Raw genomic sequence first — 19314 nt, forward strand, 5'->3', positions numbered from 1 at the left:
GCACCCGGGTCAGACGGAGACCGCCTCCTCCGCGCGGGCGGCGGCGTAGCGGTTCTCGGGCGTCTTCAGCCCGAGGTTCCCGCGCAGCGTGTCGCTCTCGTACTCGGTGCGGAAGACGCCGCGGTGCTGCAGAATCGGCACGACCTCCTCGATGAACCGGGTGAGCTGCGCCGGGTGCCCGGCGTGGATGTTGTACCCGTCGAGCCCGTAGGCCTCGAACCACTCCTGCAGGCGGTCGGCCACGGTCTCGGCCGTTCCGACGAACGGGCCGCGGTCACGGCGCAGGCTCAGCTGCACCGTCTCGCGGAGCGTCAGCTTCGCCTCGACGGCGTGGGCGACGATCCGCTCGGCCTGCGTGCGGAAGCTGTTCTGCGCGTACCGCAGCACGTCCTGCGGGAACGCGGAGTCGAGGTCGTACTGACGGAAGTCGTGCCATCCGAACGAGCGGCCGAACTCCCCCAGCGCCTGCGCGAAGGAGTGATCGCTCGACCGGTAGTGCTGCTCGAGCTCGCCCGCCTCGTCGTCGGTGTCGCCGATCACGACACCCACACCCGGCAGGATCACCAGGTCCTCGGGGCGGCGGCCGTACTTCGACACCGCCCGGCCCTTGATGTCGTCGTAGAACGCCTGGGCCCCGGCGAGCGTGGCCGCGTGCGTGAAGATGCCCTCCCCCACCTCCGCAACGAGGTCGCGCCCCTGCTCGGAGTCGCCGGCCTGGAAGATCACCGGCGCCCCCTGCGGCAGCCGCTCGATGTTCAGCGGACCCGTGACCGAGAAGTGCTCGCCCCGGTGGTTGAGCGCGTGCAGCTTCGACGGGTCGAGGAACTGCGCGGTCGCGCGATCCCGCGGCAGCGCGTCGGGCTCGTACGAGTCCCACAGCGCCTGCACGAGCTTGACGTGCTCGCTCGCCCGCCCGTAGCGGGTGTCGTAGTCGTAGTGCTCGTCGAGGCCGTAGTTGCCCGCCGTCCCGGCATCGCCGCTGGTGACGACGTTCCACCCGGCCCGGCCGTGGCTGATGTGGTCGAGCGACGCGAAGCGCCTCGCCACATTGAACGGCGCGTTGTACGACGTGGTGAGTGTTCCCACCAGGCCCACCCGCTTCGTGTGGGTGGCGAGGGCGGACAGCAGCGTGAGCGGCTCGAGCCTGCTCAGGTAGTGCGGGGGCGAATCCGGGGTGATGTACTGGCTGTCGACGATGAACACCAGATCGAACTTCGACTCCTCGGCCTTCTTCGCGTGCTCGATGTACCAGTCGATGTCGACGCTCGCGTTCGCGGGGATCTCGGGGTCCAACCACAGATTGTGGTTGCCGGGGCCCCCGGATCCGGTGAGCACGAGTCCGAGCTTGAGCTTCCTGTCTGCCATGTCCTTCTCTCCTACGCTTCGACGAGGGCGGATGCCGAGGCATCGGCCGTGTTGCGGTTCTGAGGCACCCGCAGTCCGAGATTTCCGCGCAGCGTGTCGGCCTCGTACTCGGTGCGGAAGAGCCCCCGGCGCTGCAGGATCGGCAGCACCTCGGACGTGAAGGTGTCGATGTCGTCCGGCGTGCGTGCCCGCAGGTTCAGTCCGTCGGCCGCGCGGCCGAGGAACCAGTCCTGGATCGTGTCGGCGACGGTCTCGGGGCTGCCGATGAACGGCGACGGCGAGTACTGCGTGAACTCCTCGACCGTCTCGCGCAGCGAGAGGCCTCCGTCGGCGGCCCGCTCGACGATCGCCGCCGAGCGCGTGCGCCCGCCCTTCTCGGCGAGGGCGCTGACGTCGGGGAACGGGGCATCGAGGTCGTGCTGCGAGAAGTCGTACGCGCCGAACGCCCGCCCGAATGCCGCGAGCTTGCGGTCGAAGTCGTTGTCGGATTCGTGGATCTCGCGGGCGAGGCGGTGCGCCTCGGCATCCGTCGATGCGATGACCGGAGTCGCACCGACCAGGATCACCAGGTCGTCCCAGTGCCGGCCGTGCTGTGCGAGGCGGCCCTTGACGTCCTTGTAATAGGCGCGGGCGGACTCGATGTCCTCGCCGGGGGCGTAGATGCCCTCGGCCACCTCGCCTGCGAGCGTCTTGCCCTCCTCGGAGATGCCGGCCTGGAAGATGACCGGCTGGCCCTGCGGCGAGCGCGAGAGGTTGAGCGGCCCGTCGACCCGGAAGTGCTCGCCCCGGTGATTCAGGGGGTGCAGCTTCGTGGGATCGAGGAAGAGGTCGCTCTCGACGTCGGCGATGAATGCGTCGTCCTCATACGAATCCCACAGTCCCCGCACGACCTGCACGGCTTCGAGCGCCCGGCCGTAGCGGGTGGCGTAGTCGAGGTGCTCCTCGAGCCCGTAGTTGCGCGAGGTGCCGGTGTCGAAGCTCGTCACCACGTTCCAGCCGGTGCGGCCGTGGCTGATGTGGTCGAGCGATCCGAATCGACGGGCCAGGTTGAACGGCGAGTTGTACGTCGAACTGGCCGTGCCGATCAGGCCGAGGTTCTTCGTGTGGGTCGCGACGGCCGACAGCAGGGTGAGCGGTTCGAGGCGGTTGAGGTAGTGCGCGGGGTAGGTCGCGTTGATGAACTGGCTGTCGACGATGAAGAGCGCGTCGAACAGCGCGGCCTCGGCCTGCTTCGCCCTCGCGATGTACCAGTCGATGTCGATCGACGCGTTCGCCGGGATCCGCGGATCCTTCCAGAGGCTGTGCTGGCCGGGGCCGCCGACCCCGTACACGCTGAGGGCGATCTTGAGCTTGCGTTCGGTCATGTCCGTCTCCTGGGTGGTCTGGGGGCTGGTCGCGCGGTCGGGGGGGGATGCCGTCAGCTGGCGTCGAGCACCTGGCGCAGGCGCGCGCGCTCTTCGCGGTCGATGGCGCCGGCATGCAGGCTCGGCGCGGAGCCGACGAGCAGTCGGGTGTAGGGATGCTGCGGGTCGTTCACGATGTCCTCGGTGCGCCCCACCTCGACGACCTCGCCGCGGTAGAGCACCACGACGCGGTCGGTCACACCGGCGACGGATCCGAGGTCGTGCGAGATGAAGACGAGCGAGGTGCCCGCCGCGCGCAGGTCGTTCAGGATCTCGAGGATCGAGACCCGGTTCGCGGCATCCAATGCGCTCACCGGCTCGTCGAGGATCAGCACGCGCGGCTCTGTGGCGAGGGCCCTGGCCAGCAGCACGCGCTGACGCTGCCCTCCCGAGAGCTCCCCGGGGAAGCGCACGAGCAGGTCGCGGTCGAGTCGCACCTGTTCGAGGCGGTAGTCGATGCGGTCGCGGATCTGCTCCTTCGACAGCCGACGCTGCAGTCGCAGCGGCTCGGTCAGCGATTCGCCGATCGTGAGATCGGGGTCGAGCGCGCGGAGCGGATCCTGGAACACGTACTGGATCGAGCCCCGGCGACGGAACTCGCGCCACTGCCGCGCACCGAACGCGGTGACCTCCTCACCGCCGATGTGCACGCTGCCCGCTCGAGCCGGAACCAGACCGACCACGGCCCTGGCGATCGTCGACTTGCCCGACCCGGTCTCGCCGATGATGCCCACGGACTCCCCGACTCCCACCTCGAACGTGGCGTCGTGGATGATCTGCGCGCGGTGCCGGCCGGTGCCGTACGACACCTGCAGACCGTCGATGCGGATCGCGGGACTCTGGTCATTCCCGGCGAGGCTCTGCTCTTTCCCTGCGAGGCTCTGCTCCGGCCCTGGTGCGCTCTGCTCAGGCATGGGTCGCCTCCACGCGGCGGAAGCGGTCGAGTCCGTAGGTGTTGTGCTCGTCGATCAGGAGGCGGGTGTACTCGTGCTCGGGCTCGAACAGGAGGCGCTTCGCCGGCCCCTGCTCGACGACCTCTCCCTGACGGAGCACAAGCACGTCGTCGCAGGTCTGCGCGATGACCGCGAGGTCGTGCGAGACGACGATGAGCGCGAGTCCGTGCTGCTCGGTGAGGTCGGTGAGGAGGTCGAGGATCTCGGCCTGCACCGTGACGTCGAGCGCGGTGGTGACCTCGTCGGCGATCAGGATCCGCGGCTCGAGCGAGATGGCGGAGGCGACCAGCACCCGCTGCAGCATGCCGCCGGAGAGCTCGTGCGGGTAGCTGCGGTAGATCAGCTCGGGGTCGCGCAGGCGCACGTCGTCGAGCAGCGCGATCGTGCGGCGCTTCGCGTCTCGGCGCTTCAGTCCCCCGCGCACGCGCAGGGCCTCGGCGATCTGCGGGCCGACCCGCAGCGAGGGGTTGAGGTACGACCCCGGGTCCTGGAACACGGCGGTGATGCTCACACCGCGGAGCTTCTCCCACTCGCGCGCCGTCAGGCCGGCGATGTCACGACCGAACAGCTCGACGCGGCCGTGCGAGACCTCGAACAGCCTGGGCAGGATGCCGAGGATCGCCCGGCACGTCAGCGTCTTGCCGCTGCCGGACTCGCCGACGATCCCGACGACGCGTCCGGGGCGCAGGTCGAAGCTCACCCCTCGGACGAGCTCGTCGCCGGTGTGACGGTGGGCGATGTGCACGTCGTGCAGGCGCAGGACGCTGTCGCCCTCCGCGCTCGCCGCTGCTGCGGGTGCGGGTGCGGTCTCGGTCGCGGTGATGGTCATGACGAGCTCCTTCCGGCGAGGGCGTCCGCGGATGCGGATGCCGGCGGGTTCTTGCGGTCGTGGGCATGGCGGATGCGGCGGCTGCGCGCGGCATCCCTCTCGGTGAGCAGGGTGCGTCCGGACTCTCCCGCGACGTCGCGGATGACGTCGGCGAGCAGGTTGAACGCCCACACCGAGAGCATGATCAGCACGGTCGTGAAGATCGGCGCGTACGGGCGCTGGGTGAGGTAGCCGAGGTCGCTCGCGAGCACCCCTCCCCACGACGGGGCGGGCGGCTGGATGCCGATGCCGAGGAACGTCAGGCTCGACACGATCACGAAGCCGACGCCCAGTGTGTTGGCGGTGGCGATCGCGATCGGCGGCAGCACCTTCGACCACACGTGCGTGCGGACGATCCAGCCGCTGCGCGCACCGGAGAGGATCGCCGCCTCGACGTACTGCGACTTCGCCACGCTCAGCGTCGCCGCGCGGGAGACCCGGTAGAAGAGCGGGGAGACGAGGATGCCGACCGTGAGCATCGCCTGCGGGATGCCGTTGCCGAGCAGCGCCGTCGCCGCGACCGCGAACACGAGGAACGGCAGCGCGATGAGGGTGTCGACGAATCGCAGGGTGAGCCACTCGAACACCCGGCCGAGGTAGACCGAGAGGATGCCGGGGATCGCGCCCGCGAACAGCGCGATCACCGCGACCTGCACGGCCCCGAACACGCTGATGGGGGCACCCGCGAGGATGCGGCTGAGCACGTCACGACCGAGGTAGTCGGTGCCGAGCCAGTGCGCCGCCGACGGGTGCGCGAGCACTTCGGGAGTGCCGAGCAGCGGGTCGTACGGCGCCAGCAGAGGCCCGGCGAAAGCGAGGATCGCGATGAAGACGAGGAAGGCCACGGCGAAACGGCCGGCCGGCAGCGCGAGGATGCGACGGATCATCTCAGACTCCTCTCGCCGATGCGGGGTTGAGCCGCACCAGCAGCAGGTTGACGATGAGGTTGAAGACCACGACCAGGACGATCGCGATCACGAGCACTCCCTGCACCGCCGGGACGTCACCGCGGTTGGCGGAGTCGGCGGCGAACTTGCCGAAGCCGGCGAGACCGAAGATCGCCTCGGTGACCACGGCGCCGCCGAGGAGCGCAGGGAACTTCATGCCGAGCACCGTGAGAGCGGGGCCCGCGCCGTTGCGCAGCGCGTGCACGAAGAAGATGCGGCGAGAGCTGAGGCCCCGCATCTGCGCCCCGGTGACGAAGTTCTCACGGTAGGCCTGGATGAGACCGACGCGCATCTGCCTGGCGAGGTCGGCGACCGTGTCGAAGCTGAGGGCGATGGCGGGCAGCCACAGGTGCCAGAGCCAGAGCCCGACGCCGCCCTGTTCGAGCGGGATGTACCCGGCCGACGGGAACCAGCCGAGCGTCACGGCGAAGACCGCGACGAGCGCGATGCCGACGACGAATGAGGGCATGACCGAGATGACGGTCGTGAAGCCGGTGATGGAGCGGTCGAGGATGCTGGTCGGGTAGGCCGCGGCAAGCACTCCGAGCCCGAATCCGAACACGATGCCGATGACCAGCGCGAGGCCGGCGACCGACAGGCTGATCGCGGCACGGGAGACGAGGAGGTCGGCCACCGGGGCGCCGTTGTACCAGCTGTTGCCGAGGTCGCCCCGCAGGATGCCGCTGAACCAGTCGAGGTACTGCACGATGAACGGCCGGTCGAGGCCCCACTGGTGCTCGAGGGCGGCGATCTGCTCGGGGGTGGCCGACTCCGAGAGCTGCAGGTGCGCCGGGCTGAGGCCGCTGAGCCCCTGCAGCGCGAAGGTGATGAAGGTCGCGAACAGGAAGACCGTCGCGAACACGATCACGGTATGGCCGATGAGGCGACCCGCGGTCGCGAGGTGCGCGCCGGCGCGGAGCGGTGTGCCGGCGGCGTTCGCGGTCACGGCACCGGGCTTCTGCACGGGGGCGGAGGCGAGGGCTGTCATGCTGCGCTCCTTTCCTGTCTTGTCTGTTCTTCTGCTGTCGGCAGGTCGAGTGCGGGCCCCCTGCAGTGCGGCAGGGGGCCCGCGGCATCCGCTAGTCGCTGATGGTGACGCCGGTCAGGCTGATCTGCCCCGGGATCTGAGGCAGGTCCGAGACCTTCGGCGACTTCACGATGAGCGTGGGTGTGCCCACCGTGAAGACGAGGGCGCCGCTCTGGAGTCCTGCACGCGTGGCGTCCTGCAGGTTCTCGGCGTAGTCCGGCGAGTCGAGCGGCGTCTCCCGGGCGACCTTGATCGCCTCGTCGAAGCCCTCGGGAACATACGGGCTAGAGAGGTTGAGCGGGCCGTCCTTGCCGAAGTGCGCCGTCAGCGTCTGCACCGGGGATTCGCGTCCGGTCGTTCCGTAGGTCGAGAGCACGAGGTCCTTCGCGAAGAAAGGCGTCGCCCAGTCGGGAGCCACCGTGATGTTGGCGGTGATGCCGACAGCGGCGAGCTGCGCCTGGATGACCTCGTTGATGACGGCATCCGCGCTGACCACGAAGTCGACGACGATCTCACCGGGCTCGTAGCCGGCATCCGCGAGGATCTTCTTGGACTCCTCGGGGTCGTACGGCCACAGGTCCTCGGACTCGTCGTCGTAGGCGATGTAGCCCTCGGGGAACGGCTGCGTGGTGGCATAGCCGAGGCCGAACGTGACCTTCTCGACGAGCTCGTCGCGGTCGATCGCATGGCGGACGGCGTCGACCACGGCCGGGTCGTCGAACGGCGCCTTGTTGATGTTGAGGCTGAGGTTCGATGCCGAGTACACGGGGTGCGTCGCGACGTCGAGACCCGCATCGGTCGCGGCGTCGTACTGCGCCGGGGCGAGGCCGTACGCGAAGTCGTAGACACCGGTCTGGATCGAGGCGACCAGGGTCGACGGGTCAGGAGCGGTCGAGAGCTCGACACGATCGATGTGGATGTTGTCGGCGTCCCAGTAGTCGGGGTTCTTCTCGAAGTAGATGTGGGATTCCGGCACGTACTCGGTGACCGTGAAGGGGCCGGCGCCGACGGGCCACTGGTCGAGCTTCGCCGGGTCCTCGGCGGCGACCGGGCTGGTGATCTGCGCGGTGCGCTTGCCCAGCAGCAGCGGGATCTGGTGATCGACCTGATTGAGGTGCACCGTGACGTCGGTCTCGCTGTCGGCCGTGACCGACTCGATCGAGGTCAGATCGCCGAACAGCGCCGAGTTCTCCTGCGTCTTGGCCCGCTCGATGTAGAGCTTGACGGCTTCGGCGTTCAGCGGCTCGCCGTCCTGGAAGACGAGCCCCTCACGCAGATGGAACGTGACCGCCGTGCCCTCGGCGTTGTAGTCCCAGCTCTCGGCGAGCCCGGGGGCCGCCTCGCCCTTCTCGTCGATCTCGGTGAGCGAGGCGTAGGCGAGTGCGGTGAGGTTGAAGCCGAATCCGGATCCCTGCACGATCGGGTCCCAGTGGGCGGGCAGGGTCGCGGCCCAGCGGAGGACGGACTCGCCGCCCTCGTCTTCCGAGCTGCTCGACGCCGGAGTCGCTGCGCACGCGGTGAGCGCGAGGGCTCCCACGAGCAGCGCGGCGGCTGCGGTTCGAAGTCGAGTGAATCTGCGGGTCATGAGCTGTTCCGTTCTGCGGTGTCGGGGATGTCTCGGTGCGGGTGGTGGCCATCCTGACGCGGGTCAGGCGGGTGACGACAGGGCGGTGTCACAAAGGTTCCGGCGACGAAACCTGACGTCACATGTCGTCGTCGGAGGACTTCGGCGAGGGGTGGATCAGGGGGTCGTCAGAGCGGCGACGGCGGCCGATGCGAGCGTCTCGCGGCCGGGGATGCGCCCGTAGACGCGGTCGAGGACTGCGGCGGCATCCGATGCGTCCACGCCTCGCCACGCGACGTGGTGGTCGGGTCTGACGAGTGCGAACGGGGCGCCGTAGAGCTCGCGGGCGCCGGCATCGGGGAGGTGGATCACCTCGAGGCCGATGGCCCGCTGCCTCGCCGCCTCGGTGAATCCGGAGACCGCGGAGACGTCGTCGGACAGCACCAGCAGAGCCACGTCGCCGCCGATGCGGTCGTAGAGAGTGACCCCGTACGGGTCGATGATGCCGTTGGGCGCACGATGCCCCGGGCGACCGCCGGGCACGTAGACGCCGGCATCCCAGGGCGTCTCTGTCGCGGCCTGATCGGGCTCGTAGGCGATCACCGGGGAGTCGTCGTAGCGTTCGTCGAAGTAGACGCCGACATCGCGACGCTGGCCCTGGGCGAGGATCTCGCGGATGCGGTCGCGCCTCTCCTCGGCCTCGGGACTCGTGTCGTCGTCTGCCGGGAACCCGAGGAGCCTGGCCTCGTCGACGTTGCGTTCGGTGCGGTCGGCGCGCGCCTTGGCCGAGGCTCCGACACGGGCGTTGTGCGGGCGACGTTCGCGGTCGTAGGAATCGAGCAGGGCGTCTCCGCCGGTGCCGCGGAGCACCGCCGCGAGCTTCCATCCGAGGTTGAAGACGTCGCCGAAGCCCTCGCCGAGGTTGCCGCCCGGCGTGCGCACGTGGGCGGCATCGCCGACGAGCAGCACTCGACCCTGCCGGAAGGTCTTCGCGAGCCTCGTGCTCTTGAAGTACGGGGTCACGTCGACGACCTGCAGCGGGAGATCAGAGCCGAAGGCCGCGCGGGCGAGCGCCAGCAGCTCCTCCTCCGTGGGGGTGTGCTCGAGCGGATACGGGCCCGCATACACACGCCAGTCGGTCTCGTTGAGAGCTGCGAGGAAACCGGAGTGGATGCCGTTCACGATCACGTTCACGGCGCTCGGGAAGGGGTCACGGCCGGCGTAGTCGCCCGAGGTGCGCACCACGAAGCGGAAGTGACGATCTGTCGCATAGGCGCCGTCGCGTTCGATCCCCGCGAGGGTGCGCACGGTGCTGCGGGCACCGTCGGCACCGACCACGTACTTCGCACGGATGCGACGCACAGCCCCGGTCTCGACATGCTCGACGGTCGCGATGATGCCGTCACGTGCTGCGGCACCCTGCGCGTCGCGCGCATCGCTCTCGAGCAGCGAGAGCAGACGCCATCCGCCGGCCACGGGCACGTCGAGTTCGGCGAGCTGGTCGAGGAACGCCTGCTGCAGGGCGGTCTGCGGGCGGCGCAGCGACTCGGCCAGCGAGTACGGGTTCTCGGTGCGGCCGGTGAAGCCCGGGCGTCCGGTCGGGGTGCCGGGGCGGGTGAGGTCGTGGCCGATCAGGGAGGTGCGGAAGGTCGTGCCGAGGTTCCACTCGGGCGGGAAGGTCCAGCCGCGGCGGATGCGGTCCTCGACGCGCCACTGCTGGAAGAACTCCACCGTGCGGGCGCTGTGGCCCATCGCCCCCGCGCGGATCAGGCGGAACGAGGTCGCGGCATCGACCACGGCGACGTCGACCTTCTGCCGGTTGAGCTCGAGAGCGGTCGCGAGACCCGAGGGCCCTGCGCCCACGACGAGCACCTCGACCTCCTGCGGCGGGGTGCCGTGTGCGAGCAGCACCGTGTCGACGTGCCGCTCTCCGCGGCTGATCTCGTTCTGGGCGACCATGGGGAACCTCCAGGCTGGGTCGGGAATGCAGATCATCATTCGCCTCGCCCGCGGCGCACGGGTCTGCGGTGTCACAGAACTTCTGCGAGCGTCATGCGGCGTCACCGGACGACACGGGCCGACAGCGGGCGCCGCCGCCGAAGCCGCGCTGGCTACTGTGAGCCGCACATCGCATCGGACCGGAGGACAGAGATGACGATTACCGACACCACGACGAACCCTGCGCCCACCCTGGACTTTGTGCAGGAGTGGCAGCACTGGCACGACGGGATCGAGGCGCAGCGGCGGACCCCGCACAGCTTTCTCGCGTACACGAGCTTCAACCTGCTGAGCGAGGAGCCGCAGCGCTTCGACGACGTGCCGGGCACCTGGACGACGGGCCCTGAAGGCGTGATCGTGCAGCTCGACGCCGGACAGGTGCTCGATCTCGACGGCGTCGCGGTGCGCGGGGTGCACCAATGGGGCGTGATCGACGAGCGCACGTTCCATCGGGCTCGCTTCGAGGACGCCGTGGTCGAGGTCTCGAAGCGCGGCGGCCGGGACATCGTGCGGCCGCTGCATCCGGAGCATGCGCTGCGCACCGAGTACGCCGGCACGCCCACCTTCGCACCCGACGAGCGCTGGGTGGTCGAGGGGGTGTTCGAACCGGAGCCGCTGCGCGACATCGACATCGCGGCGGCGATCCCGTCGATCGAGCACGTGCATGCGACGCCGGGCAGGGTGCGATTCACCGTAGACGGCATCGAGTCCACCGTCACGCTGATCGGGCAGGGGCCGGATGCCGCGGTGCTGCTGTTCCGCGATTCGACGAGCGGCGTCACCACGTATGGGGCGAGTCGGACTCTCGCGGTGACGTTGCCGAGCGGAGGCGACCGTCGCGTGATCCTGGACTTCAACAGGGCGCGGAATCTGCAGTGCGCGTACACGGACTATTCGCCGTGCCCGCTGGCGCCGGTCGAGAACTGGCTGCCGTTCGCGGTCGAGGCCGGTGAGAAGACGCCGCTCGCCCGTACGTCGTGACCGCAGGAGTAGCCTGACCGCGTGACGGTCATCATCGCTTTTCTCGCCAACATCCTCGTCGCGATCGCCAAGACCGTCGCGGCGGTGCTCACGTCGTCGGCGTCGATGGTGGCAGAGGCCGCGCATTCCTGGGCGGATGCCGGCAACGAGATCTTCCTCCTCATCGCCGACCGCCGCGGCGCACGCGCGAAGGATGAGCGGCATCCGCTCGGCTACGGTCGCGCGGCGTTCGTCTGGTCGCTGATCGCCGCGTTCGGGATCTTCACCGCAGGGTCGATCGTGTCGATCATGCATGGCGTGCAGGAGCTGTCCGAGACCGGACCGGTCGAGAGCCCCGCCGTCGCGTACGCGGTGCTCGGCATCGCATTCGTGCTGGAGGGCGCGTCGTTCACGCAGGCGATGGTGAAGTCGCGACGGCTCGCGCGTGAGCGCGGATCGTCGACCTGGGACTATGTGCTCGACACCAGCGATACGACGTTGCGCGCGGTGTTCTTCGAGGACATGGCCGCCCTGATCGGGCTCGTCCTCGCCGCCGGTGCGATCGCGATGCATCAGATCACCGGGGTCGCCGCCTGGGATGCTGTGGGATCGATCCTCGTGGGAATCCTGCTCGGTGTCGTGGCCGTCATCCTGATCGGACGCAACATCGCATTCCTCGTCGGCTCGAACGCGTCGCCGGAGCTGCGCGACCGCGTGGGGCGCGCGCTGCTCGGCTCGCCGCAGATCCAGCGCCTCACCTACCTGCACATCGAATACGTCGGACCGAACCGGCTGTTCATCGTCGCCGAAGTCGACCTGGCCGGCGACGCCCGGGAACATGATGTCGCCCGACGTCTGCGCGAGATCGAGCAGCAGATCGAGGCGCACGAGGTCGTCGAGACCGTGGTGCTGTCCCTCTCCGTCGACGACGAGGAATCGCTCGCCTTCGGCACGGGCGCTGGCACCGGTGTTGGCGCTGGTGCAGGCGCGCCCGAGCAGCCGCAGTAGCCGCAGTAGCCGCGTCATCCTGCGTGCGCGAAGAGAGGAGGGCTCTGCGCCTGCCTCGCGCCACGCGTTCGCCTCGACTCTCGCCGCTGCACGGAAGAGCTGAGTCGTGGGGTGCGCCATCGCTGGTCGGGGTCCCACCACCGCGGACCCCGCACCTGCGGAAGACCCTCCTCCATCCGGATCTCCCACCCCGAGGTGCCGAGACTTCGGTGATGCCACCAGCACAACGGCACACCGTTGTCCGTATGCGTAGGACCACCCCTCGCATGCTCTGTCACGTGGTGGATCTCGCACCACGACGCCGGAACATGACAGCCCGGAATCAGGCACTCCTTGTCGCGGGCGATGATCGCCCGCCGTTGATGCACCGTGAAGACCCGATCCGTGGTCGTGATCCCGATGATCCGCCCCTCATCCGTGAGCACCCGTTGAATGGTCCCCGAGCATCCGACGTGCGCGGCGACGCTCACCGGCAGCTGACCCCACGCACCGCTGACACTCGCGCGCCCGGTGTTGTTCTCGAGGTCCTTCGCATCGACAGTCACGACCAGTACCGGACCCGCACCGCCGAGCATGGGCATGTCTCGGTGGCGGGCGGCGATCGCCAAGGCCGCGGCGAGAGCATCATGCCGCTTCTGCGCGGGAGTGCGGTCGTCGATGACGTTGCGCGGATCCGAGTTGAACGGATCTTCTTCGCGGTCGCCCTGGTCGGGGCCACCCTGGTCGGGGCCGCTCTCGTCGGCATCGCTCTCGTCGGCAGCGCCCTCCCCCTGCGTGAACACCACGCCCGGCATCGGCGGACCGTCGCCCTTGGGGTTGTTCTGCGCATCGAGGATCAGCTCCAGCTGCGCGGCGACCTCGGGCGTCAGATATCCCTTGATCGAACGCAGGCCGTCACGCACCCGCCCGAGCGTGATCCCCCGTCGACGGGTGGGCTCGTCGCCGGGTTCGTCTCCGTCGGGGTCGAGCAGCGCGACCAGAGTCTCGGCGAGCAGCTTCAGCTCTTCGAGAGTGGGCGCCGGCCCCTGGACCTCGGCATCAGGGCCGCCCTCAGGATCAGGTCTGATGCCTCGGGCCGCCCGGGCAAGGCACATGTCGGCCTCGAGCCGATCATCGACACTGATGCGGTACGACACCTTCTCGAGCGGCTCGGTCGCCGCGAGCATGCCCGCGACTCCGATCGCGCCGTCGAGCATCGCCTCTCTCAACGCCGGCCACCGCGCAGGCAGTCGATCGCCGGACACCAGGTTCATGTTCCGTCGGACGAGGGCGACGACCTTCTCGACCCGCGACGCCCCGCGCACGTCTGTCAGCAGGGTGCGCTGCAGCAGTTCATTCGGTGTGCGGCAGCCCGTGGAATGCGGGAAGTCCACCGCATCGGTCGAGGCGATCGTCTCGACCACGACGGCCTCGACCCGCCGGAACGCCGCGCCGGCCGCCTGCAGCACCTCTACCCGTTCCGCGTCGGACAACCCCGCGAGCGCATCGTCGGACAGCACCCGATCGAGGTCTGCGACGACCTGATCGACAAGGGTGCGAATGCGGGATGACATGCCTCCATCCAACTCGGGGCCACCGACATTCGAAGCGCAGAATCAGCCGCTTTTCGACCAGATCAGAAGCATATTCCGGAACACCGGAGCAGCGTTCCGGAATGCCGATCGCGAACGCCACGATAACCATCGAGACGCCGGCCTGGCGCTCAGCTCCCCCAGTTGTCAGCGAGCTTGTTCAGCAGTTTCGCGAGCTGCTCCCGCTCGTCTTCAGTGAACGCCGCGAGCGCCTTTCCCAGCGCTTCTCGTCGTTCTCCCCGCATGCCCCGAGCGAGCCTGCGCCCCTCATCCGTCAGGGCGATGCGCGTGCGTCGCGCGTCGTCGGGATCCGCTTCACGCCGAACGAAACCGTGCGCGACCCCCTGCTGCACGAGTCGCGAGGCGCGCGGCTGATCCACGCCGATCGCCGCGCCGAGGTCGCTCACACTCAAGGGCGTGGATGCCGCGGCGAGCGCCTCGAGCATCCGCAGCCGGGCCGGCCCCCCGAAGCGTCCGGACGGGTCGTTCATCCACGGCGGCATGCCGGGATGCTCCGAATGCCCATGACCGTGAGATCCCTGCTCGAAGTGATCGGGGTGGGGGCCACCGTGCCAGCCGTGGGGCCCACCCATTCCTCGGGGGCCGCGACCGCGTTCGCCCGGACGACGTCCGCGCAGTCGGGACAGGGCGCGGGCGATGGCCTCGGCGGGGTCGTTCTCTTCGGCGCTCACGAATCGATTTTACATGCGACTTGACATGCATCGGGACTGCATGTCACACTACATATACATGCATAGTGACAAGCACATGCTCCATGACATGTAAGGAATCACCTCATGAACACCTCTGACACTCAGAACACAGAAAACACCCCCCGCCCGTTCGGCTTCTGGATCAAGGCGGTCGACCGCCTGATGGCCGCCGAGTTCGCCTCGGCCTTCGAGAGCGAGCAGGCGAGCCGCCGCGACTGGCGGATCCTCAACGTGATCGACGGCACGGCGCCTGCGCGCCGTCCGCTGAACGCCCACAAGCTGCACGACCTCGTCGAGCGCGGATGGGTCGTCGCCGATGGCGACGGCTGGACGCTCACCGACGACGGTCGCGCCGCCAAGGAACGCCTCGGCGGCATCGTCGACGGCATCCGCGCGAAGGTCACCGACGCCGTCTCCCCCGACGACCTCACCACCACCCTCGCCTCGCTCGAGCAGATCGCCCGCGCGTTCGGCTGGGACGAGGAGACACCTCTTCCCCGTGGACGCGGCCGTCGCCACGGCTTCGGCCCTCGCGGGTTCGGACACGGCTTCGGGCCCGGCTCCGCTCGAGGTTCCGGCCCCGGGCGCGGTTTCGGCCGTCGCCACGGCCACCCCTTCGGACGCGGTCGCGATTTCGCACCCGGATTCGACGGCGAGCACGAGAGCGGAGCGGATGCCGAGTTCGCCGGCCACGACTGCGGACACCGCGGCCACCCGGGGCACGACCGCTTCGCGGACGGCAACAGCCATGGCAATAGCCACGGCAACAGCCACGACGAACAGGGCCACCACGGGGAGCACGGCCGCCACGGCGATCACGCTCACGGCCGGCACGGAGGCCCGCGTCACGGCGACCACCGCACCGCACGCGCGGCGCAGCACGCCTATGAGCGCGGTTTCGATGCCGGGTTCTCCCGAGGTCGCGACGCCTGACGGCATCCGATCGCCGAATGCCCCGTCTGACCCTGGTCAGGCGGGGCATTCCTGCGTAGGGGCGTGCCGGCGGGCCGGCCCCCGTGGTGACCGCGCCACGTCAACGGCCGCGGATATCCTCCGGACGGAGCAGCGCGGATGCTCCGAGGATCTCGACCCCGAGCAGATGACCGTCGCGATCGAAGTCGAGGATGAGTTCGCCGGACATGCCGTCGGGCAGCGCGACAGGCACCTGCCGGACGGCCTCGCCTGGCCGGATCGGCCGCCCGATCGTGGCGTAGGCCGCATCGACCTCGCGGTCGTAGGTGAGGTCGCCCACGTCAGGCGGTCCAGGGCGCCGCTGCGTGCACGACGGAAGAGGGGTCGACGGCCGACAGGCCGAGTGTCGTGACCCCGAGGTAGACCGCGCCGACGACCCCCGCGGCGAGGAGCAGCAGCAGGAACGCGAAGATCACGAAGGTCAGTGCGCGATATCCGCCGGAAGTCGGCACCTCCGGCGCGACAGAGGGCTGCGCCCAGTCCTCGGCGACCGGGGCCGGCTGGTCGCCCGTGAGGATCGCCGGCTTCGGCCTCGACCGACGCGATGTCGGAAGCATCGCCTCCGGCGGAGGGGGCGGGATCACGACGTCCGGAACCGACGACTCGGGCGGAGGCGGCGGGATCACCGCATCCGGAACCGACGACTCGGGCGGAGGCGGCGGGATCACCGCATCCGGAACCGACGACTCGGGCGGAGGCGGTGGGACGGCAGCATCCTCCGACGGGTCGTACGGATCTCTGCTGTCACCGCTCATGTCAGCCTCCTACGGCTCCGACGTCGGTCGTGCCGACGTCCGTCTTGTGGAAGTTCTGGAACGACCGGGATGCCGTCGGCCCGCGCTGGCCCTGATAGCGGTTGCCGTACGGGCCGGAACCGTACGGGTTCTCGGCAGGTGAGGTCAGCCGGAAGAAGCACAGCTGGCCGATCTTCATGCCCGGCCACAGCTTGATCGGCAGCGTCGCGACGTTCGCGAGTTCGAGCGTGACATGCCCCGTGAACCCGGGGTCGATGAACCCGGCGGTCGAATGGGTGATGAGGCCGAGGCGACCGAGCGACGACTTGCCCTCGAGACGTGCCGCGATGTCATCCGCCAGCGAGACCTGCTCGAAGGTCGCGCCGAGCGCGAACTCGCCGGGGTGCAGGATGAACGGCTCGTCGGGGTCGACCTCGATGAGCCGCGTGAGCTCCGGCTGATCGACCGACGGATCGATGAACGGATACTTGTGGTTGTCGAAGAGACGGAAGTAGCGGTCCAGGCGCACGTCGATGCTCGACGGCTGGATCATCTCCGGCTCATGCGGATCCAGGCCGATGTGGCCGGATGCGAGTTCTGCTCTGATGTCGCGGTCGCTGAGAAGCACGGCCCCAGCCTAGTTGTCGTTCGCCGCCGACACTTTGGCCATGACGGACCGGACAGGTAGGCTTGCGTTCACCCGCTCCTCGGATGCGGGTACGGGGCTGTAGTTCAATGGCAGAACTTCTGCTTCCCAAGCAGATAGCGCGGGTTCGATTCCCGTCAGCCCCTCCACATGTGATTTCCAGAGCTATTCCGGACATTCTTGAGCAACTTCAGACTGGGAACTCTGTAGTCCGGCACATGACGGCGTAGCCCTCGGTGCGGTTCGCCCAGATGTCGAGCAGGGTCCAGCCCTGACCGCGGCCGAAACATTCGGTCCGCAGTTAAGTCGAGGGGGCGTTCCGACGTGGTGGTGGATGGGATTCGACCTGAGACCGTCCCGCGCCAGCACGGTAAAGCGCGCGAGCGATATACCCGGAGGCGACCGCGACGACGACCTCGCCCAGGATTCGGCTGATGAAAGTTCCAACCAGCAACGCGGGGGTCACATGCTCCGGCGAGAAGACAATCAGTGACAGTGCAAAGAGGATGACGCCCAGCAGTGCAGCAGCAAGCACGAATCGCCGCTCGCCTCGTCGGGCAAAGGAGGAATAGGTATCCGACCGGCCCACGACCAGGTCGATGGTGAGCCCCGTTGCCAGCAACGGAACGAGAAGTATCAAGCCCGATGGGCTCGTTGCGGACACGATCACTCCAGCGATGCCGGCCGTGATGGTCGCGCTTCCGGGAGCACGAGTGATGCGCCGAGCGAGAAACGGCGTGAGCCCGTGGACGCTGGCCACGAGCGCGTAGAGCGGTGGCGATGCCGGAGCGAGCAGGGTCAGCCACGCTACTGTCGCGAAGTGCAGTAGGGCATGCACCGAGGCGAGAGTCCCGCAGATGAGCAGGACCCGCGTACTCAGTGTGCTCGAACGAAGGCGCTGCATGCCTAGAACTTTCTCGCGTGTGGACCGGACGAGGACACCACTTGGGGTGACTGACGATCCACCATTACAGGAGCCCCTCTTCCCGGGCTCGCGCAAGGGCTTCGTCTCGTGATGACGCTCCAAGGCGGGTGTAAAGCGCGCGAAGATGAGTCTTCACGGTGTTGTATGAGAGATGAAGCTCTGCGCCGATCTCTCGAATGGTGACTCCGGAGTCGAGCCGGTCGAGAATTATCCTCTGCTGGCGCGTCAGCTTCACGGGTTCGGTCACGGACGCGAAGACTTCTCGGTCGAGCACCAGCGCTCGGCCAGGGCGCGCTTTGCCTCCGAGAGCGGCGTGGTCTTCCGAACTGAGCACGAGCGCGACGAGCCTGCCCCCGGTTGAGGTCATCGCCGCGACAAGGTTGTCATAGGCGCTTTGCGCAGCGGGTCGACGACCCAGGCGAAGATAGGCGGTTGCTTGGATGGCCAGGCTCTCCATCCGCACCCGGGACCATCGCGCGGTCGCGGAAGCTTTCGCTGCGACCTGGATTGCTTCATCGAACCGCCCCTCGAGCAACGCGATATGCGCCTGCGATGTGAGCGCGAGAGGGTGCTGAACGCCGAGTTCTGAAGCTTGCTGAGTTCGGTGGCCCTGCCGGATCGACAGCCGCAGCTGGATTTCGGCATGGCGAAGCAGCGGCGCCATCGTCGAGTCTGCGCCTAACCATGGCGTGAATCTGTCCCATGCCTGCCTGAGGAGTTCCAGTGCCCGCAAGCGGTCTCCCCATACGAGCGCGTGCCGGGCAGTGACGTAGGCGACCAGCGGGCCCCAACTGTGCTCTGAGTTCGCCGGCCGCTCCATCTGCGTGAGGGCCGCATCTGCCGCCTCGCGGTCAAGCAACTCTGTCGCAATGAGGCACTGCGCAGCGTTCGCCGTGAGGTCCACCCGCGAACGCTGCCACCCGACGACTGTAGGTGCATCGTTGTGGCGTTCGATCCATCGTGTCGCGACGTCATAGTCGCCCTGGATGGCGGAGAAGAGCGCGAGTTTGCCAGCGGCATCCCGAGCGACATGATGCGCTCTCGATGAGGGGCTGCGGTCGTACGCATCCGCGAGGGTTACGGCAGCGGCCCCGACATCATTAGCGAGCCCCTGCGTTATCCCCACCTGAAGCAGGGCCGTGGGGACACGCTCGTGTACCAGTGCCGGCTGATGCACATCCGCGATCTGGGCGAGGCGCTCGACAAGCATTGCGAGCTCGTTTGCTCGTCCCATGTGGCCACGAACGCGGTAGGCGATCATCCGCGAACTGGCAACACTCAGGATCTTCAGCGCGATCTCGGAGCGAGCGAGGTCATCGAGTGCTTCCTCGTCATGAGCGTCCGGTATCGCAGGGGACGGGCCGAGCATTCGCTCAACCGAATCTGCAGCGGTGTGCATCCTCAGGTCTCGGATAGCCGATGCGCCGGGATTGCCACGGAAGGCTTTCAGGGGGATGCTGCGAAGAGCGCTGTCAAGGTCGTCTCGTCGCTCGTCGAGGAGCAAACCCCAGTGCTCATCGAGAAGTGTGACCGCTTCCGACCAGTCCTGGGCGACGCACGCTTCTCGCACTGCCAGCGCGATGGACTGCGCCCGCTCAATGACTGCTGTGTCGTTTCCCATCAGGTCAGGACCTAGCCGCCTACCGCGGCACCTCTCTGC

At 68.4% G+C, this 19314-nt stretch carries 18 protein-coding genes and 1 tRNA gene; 4 read left to right on the forward strand and 15 right to left on the reverse strand.

The window, feature by feature from the left end; translation table 11 throughout:
• Positions 1-9: 9 nt before the first annotated feature.
• The 8 genes from OD997_RS11395 to OD997_RS11430 all read right to left on the reverse strand — a co-directional run bounded on the left by OD997_RS11395 (position 10) and on the right by OD997_RS11430 (position 10086).
• The gene (locus OD997_RS11395) at positions 10-1365 is read right to left on the reverse strand and encodes an LLM class flavin-dependent oxidoreductase (protein WP_434331672.1); all 1356 of its coding nucleotides are present in this window, start codon (positions 1363-1365) and stop codon (positions 10-12) included.
• An 11-nt stretch (positions 1366-1376) separates the two neighbouring features.
• A complete protein-coding gene (locus OD997_RS11400; RefSeq protein WP_434331673.1) occupies positions 1377-2729 on the reverse strand; it encodes an NtaA/DmoA family FMN-dependent monooxygenase in 1353 nt (450 codons plus the stop codon).
• A gap of 53 nt (positions 2730-2782) precedes the next feature.
• Positions 2783-3682: an ABC transporter ATP-binding protein gene (locus OD997_RS11405; protein ID WP_434331674.1), complete on the reverse strand. Its 900-nt coding sequence runs from the start codon at positions 3680-3682 to the stop codon at positions 2783-2785.
• Positions 3675-4550 (reverse strand): ABC transporter ATP-binding protein, encoded by an 876-nt coding sequence (locus tag OD997_RS11410; protein WP_434331675.1) that lies wholly within the window; start codon positions 4548-4550, stop codon positions 3675-3677. The genes OD997_RS11405 and OD997_RS11410 overlap by 8 nt, the downstream gene beginning before the upstream one ends.
• Positions 4547-5476 carry an ABC transporter permease gene (locus OD997_RS11415; protein WP_434331676.1) on the reverse strand — a complete coding sequence of 310 codons (930 nt, stop codon included), beginning with the start codon at positions 5474-5476 and terminating at the stop codon, positions 4547-4549. The genes OD997_RS11410 and OD997_RS11415 overlap by 4 nt, the downstream gene beginning before the upstream one ends.
• A 1-nt stretch (position 5477) precedes the next feature.
• Positions 5478-6524, reverse strand: a complete 1047-nt coding sequence (locus OD997_RS11420; RefSeq protein ID WP_434331677.1) for an ABC transporter permease — start codon at positions 6522-6524, stop codon at positions 5478-5480.
• Between the two features lie 91 nt (positions 6525-6615).
• On the reverse strand, positions 6616-8148 hold the full coding sequence (locus OD997_RS11425; RefSeq protein WP_434331678.1) for an ABC transporter substrate-binding protein: 1533 nt from the start codon (positions 8146-8148) through the stop codon (positions 6616-6618).
• 156 nt (positions 8149-8304) lie between these two features.
• Positions 8305-10086, reverse strand: coding sequence for an FAD-dependent monooxygenase (locus OD997_RS11430; RefSeq protein WP_434331679.1), 1782 nt, complete (start codon positions 10084-10086; stop codon positions 8305-8307).
• A 192-nt stretch (positions 10087-10278) separates the two neighbouring features.
• Here OD997_RS11430 and OD997_RS11435 point away from each other — a divergent pair, with 192 nt between their 5' ends.
• Positions 10279-11106 carry a DUF1684 domain-containing protein gene (locus OD997_RS11435; RefSeq protein ID WP_434331680.1) on the forward strand — a complete coding sequence of 276 codons (828 nt, stop codon included), beginning with the start codon at positions 10279-10281 and terminating at the stop codon, positions 11104-11106.
• Between the two features lie 21 nt (positions 11107-11127).
• Positions 11128-12093 carry a cation diffusion facilitator family transporter gene (locus OD997_RS11440; RefSeq protein WP_434331681.1) on the forward strand — a complete coding sequence of 322 codons (966 nt, stop codon included), beginning with the start codon at positions 11128-11130 and terminating at the stop codon, positions 12091-12093.
• A gap of 14 nt (positions 12094-12107) precedes the next feature.
• Here OD997_RS11440 and OD997_RS11445 read toward each other — a convergent pair whose 3' ends face one another.
• Both OD997_RS11445 and OD997_RS11450 read right to left on the reverse strand, forming a co-directional pair.
• A complete protein-coding gene (locus OD997_RS11445; RefSeq protein WP_434331682.1) occupies positions 12108-13646 on the reverse strand; it encodes a DUF222 domain-containing protein in 1539 nt (512 codons plus the stop codon).
• A gap of 149 nt (positions 13647-13795) precedes the next feature.
• The gene (locus OD997_RS11450; RefSeq protein WP_434331683.1) at positions 13796-14356 is read right to left on the reverse strand and encodes a MarR family winged helix-turn-helix transcriptional regulator; all 561 of its coding nucleotides are present in this window, start codon (positions 14354-14356) and stop codon (positions 13796-13798) included.
• 105 nt (positions 14357-14461) lie between these two features.
• On the opposite strand from OD997_RS11450, the gene OD997_RS11455 reads away from it, so the two are divergent.
• Positions 14462-15310: a MarR family winged helix-turn-helix transcriptional regulator gene (locus OD997_RS11455; RefSeq protein ID WP_434331684.1), complete on the forward strand. Its 849-nt coding sequence runs from the start codon at positions 14462-14464 to the stop codon at positions 15308-15310.
• Between the two features lie 100 nt (positions 15311-15410).
• On the opposite strand, the gene OD997_RS11460 is transcribed toward OD997_RS11455, so the two are convergent.
• From OD997_RS11460 to dcd, 3 genes are read right to left on the reverse strand one after another with little or no spacing between them, the layout of a single operon-like run.
• The gene (locus OD997_RS11460) at positions 15411-15629 is read right to left on the reverse strand and encodes a DUF2283 domain-containing protein (RefSeq protein WP_434331685.1); all 219 of its coding nucleotides are present in this window, start codon (positions 15627-15629) and stop codon (positions 15411-15413) included.
• Between the two features lies 1 nt (position 15630).
• Complete coding sequence (locus tag OD997_RS11465) at positions 15631-16104, reverse strand: hypothetical protein (protein ID WP_434331686.1); 474 nt, start codon at positions 16102-16104, stop codon at positions 15631-15633.
• A gap of 1 nt (position 16105) precedes the next feature.
• Positions 16106-16711, reverse strand: coding sequence for a dCTP deaminase (gene dcd / locus OD997_RS11470; protein ID WP_042536862.1), 606 nt, complete (start codon positions 16709-16711; stop codon positions 16106-16108).
• A 93-nt stretch (positions 16712-16804) separates the two neighbouring features.
• Here dcd and OD997_RS11475 point away from each other — a divergent pair.
• Positions 16805-16878: transfer RNA gene (locus OD997_RS11475), tRNA-Gly, on the forward strand.
• 152 nt (positions 16879-17030) lie between these two features.
• Here OD997_RS11475 and OD997_RS11480 read toward each other — a convergent pair.
• Together OD997_RS11480 and OD997_RS11485 are read right to left on the reverse strand one after the other, a co-directional pair.
• On the reverse strand, positions 17031-17633 hold the full coding sequence (locus tag OD997_RS11480) for a hypothetical protein (RefSeq protein ID WP_434331687.1): 603 nt from the start codon (positions 17631-17633) through the stop codon (positions 17031-17033).
• 64 nt (positions 17634-17697) lie between these two features.
• The gene (locus OD997_RS11485; protein WP_434331688.1) at positions 17698-19275 is read right to left on the reverse strand and encodes a response regulator transcription factor; all 1578 of its coding nucleotides are present in this window, start codon (positions 19273-19275) and stop codon (positions 17698-17700) included.
• Positions 19276-19314 lie beyond the last annotated feature (39 nt).

This window comes from Microbacterium sp. CGR1 (assembly GCF_051062835.1).
GTDB lineage: Bacteria > Actinomycetota > Actinomycetes > Actinomycetales > Microbacteriaceae > Microbacterium.

What these genes read in the sequence shown, in the direction of transcription:
- OD997_RS11395 (WP_434331672.1), bottom strand. Translation starts at nt 1,365, where the DNA reads ATGGCAGACAGGAAGCTCAAGCTCGGACTCGTGCTCACCGGATCCGGG.
- OD997_RS11400 (WP_434331673.1), bottom strand. Translation starts at nt 2,729, where the DNA reads ATGACCGAACGCAAGCTCAAGATCGCCCTCAGCGTGTACGGGGTCGGC.
- OD997_RS11405 (WP_434331674.1), bottom strand. Translation starts at nt 3,682, where the DNA reads ATGCCTGAGCAGAGCGCACCAGGGCCGGAGCAGAGCCTCGCAGGGAAA.
- OD997_RS11410 (WP_434331675.1), bottom strand. Translation starts at nt 4,550, where the DNA reads ATGACCATCACCGCGACCGAGACCGCACCCGCACCCGCAGCAGCGGCG.
- OD997_RS11415 (WP_434331676.1), bottom strand. Translation starts at nt 5,476, where the DNA reads ATGATCCGTCGCATCCTCGCGCTGCCGGCCGGCCGTTTCGCCGTGGCC.
- OD997_RS11420 (WP_434331677.1), bottom strand. Translation starts at nt 6,524, where the DNA reads ATGACAGCCCTCGCCTCCGCCCCCGTGCAGAAGCCCGGTGCCGTGACC.
- OD997_RS11425 (WP_434331678.1), bottom strand. Translation starts at nt 8,148, where the DNA reads ATGACCCGCAGATTCACTCGACTTCGAACCGCAGCCGCCGCGCTGCTC.
- OD997_RS11430 (WP_434331679.1), bottom strand. Translation starts at nt 10,086, where the DNA reads ATGGTCGCCCAGAACGAGATCAGCCGCGGAGAGCGGCACGTCGACACG.
- OD997_RS11435 (WP_434331680.1), top strand. Translation starts at nt 10,279, where the DNA reads ATGACGATTACCGACACCACGACGAACCCTGCGCCCACCCTGGACTTT.
- OD997_RS11445 (WP_434331682.1), bottom strand. Translation starts at nt 13,646, where the DNA reads ATGTCATCCCGCATTCGCACCCTTGTCGATCAGGTCGTCGCAGACCTC.
- OD997_RS11455 (WP_434331684.1), top strand. Translation starts at nt 14,462, where the DNA reads ATGAACACCTCTGACACTCAGAACACAGAAAACACCCCCCGCCCGTTC.
- OD997_RS11465 (WP_434331686.1), bottom strand. Translation starts at nt 16,104, where the DNA reads ATGAGCGGTGACAGCAGAGATCCGTACGACCCGTCGGAGGATGCTGCC.
- OD997_RS11480 (WP_434331687.1), bottom strand. Translation starts at nt 17,633, where the DNA reads ATGCAGCGCCTTCGTTCGAGCACACTGAGTACGCGGGTCCTGCTCATC.
- OD997_RS11485 (WP_434331688.1), bottom strand. Translation starts at nt 19,275, where the DNA reads ATGGGAAACGACACAGCAGTCATTGAGCGGGCGCAGTCCATCGCGCTG.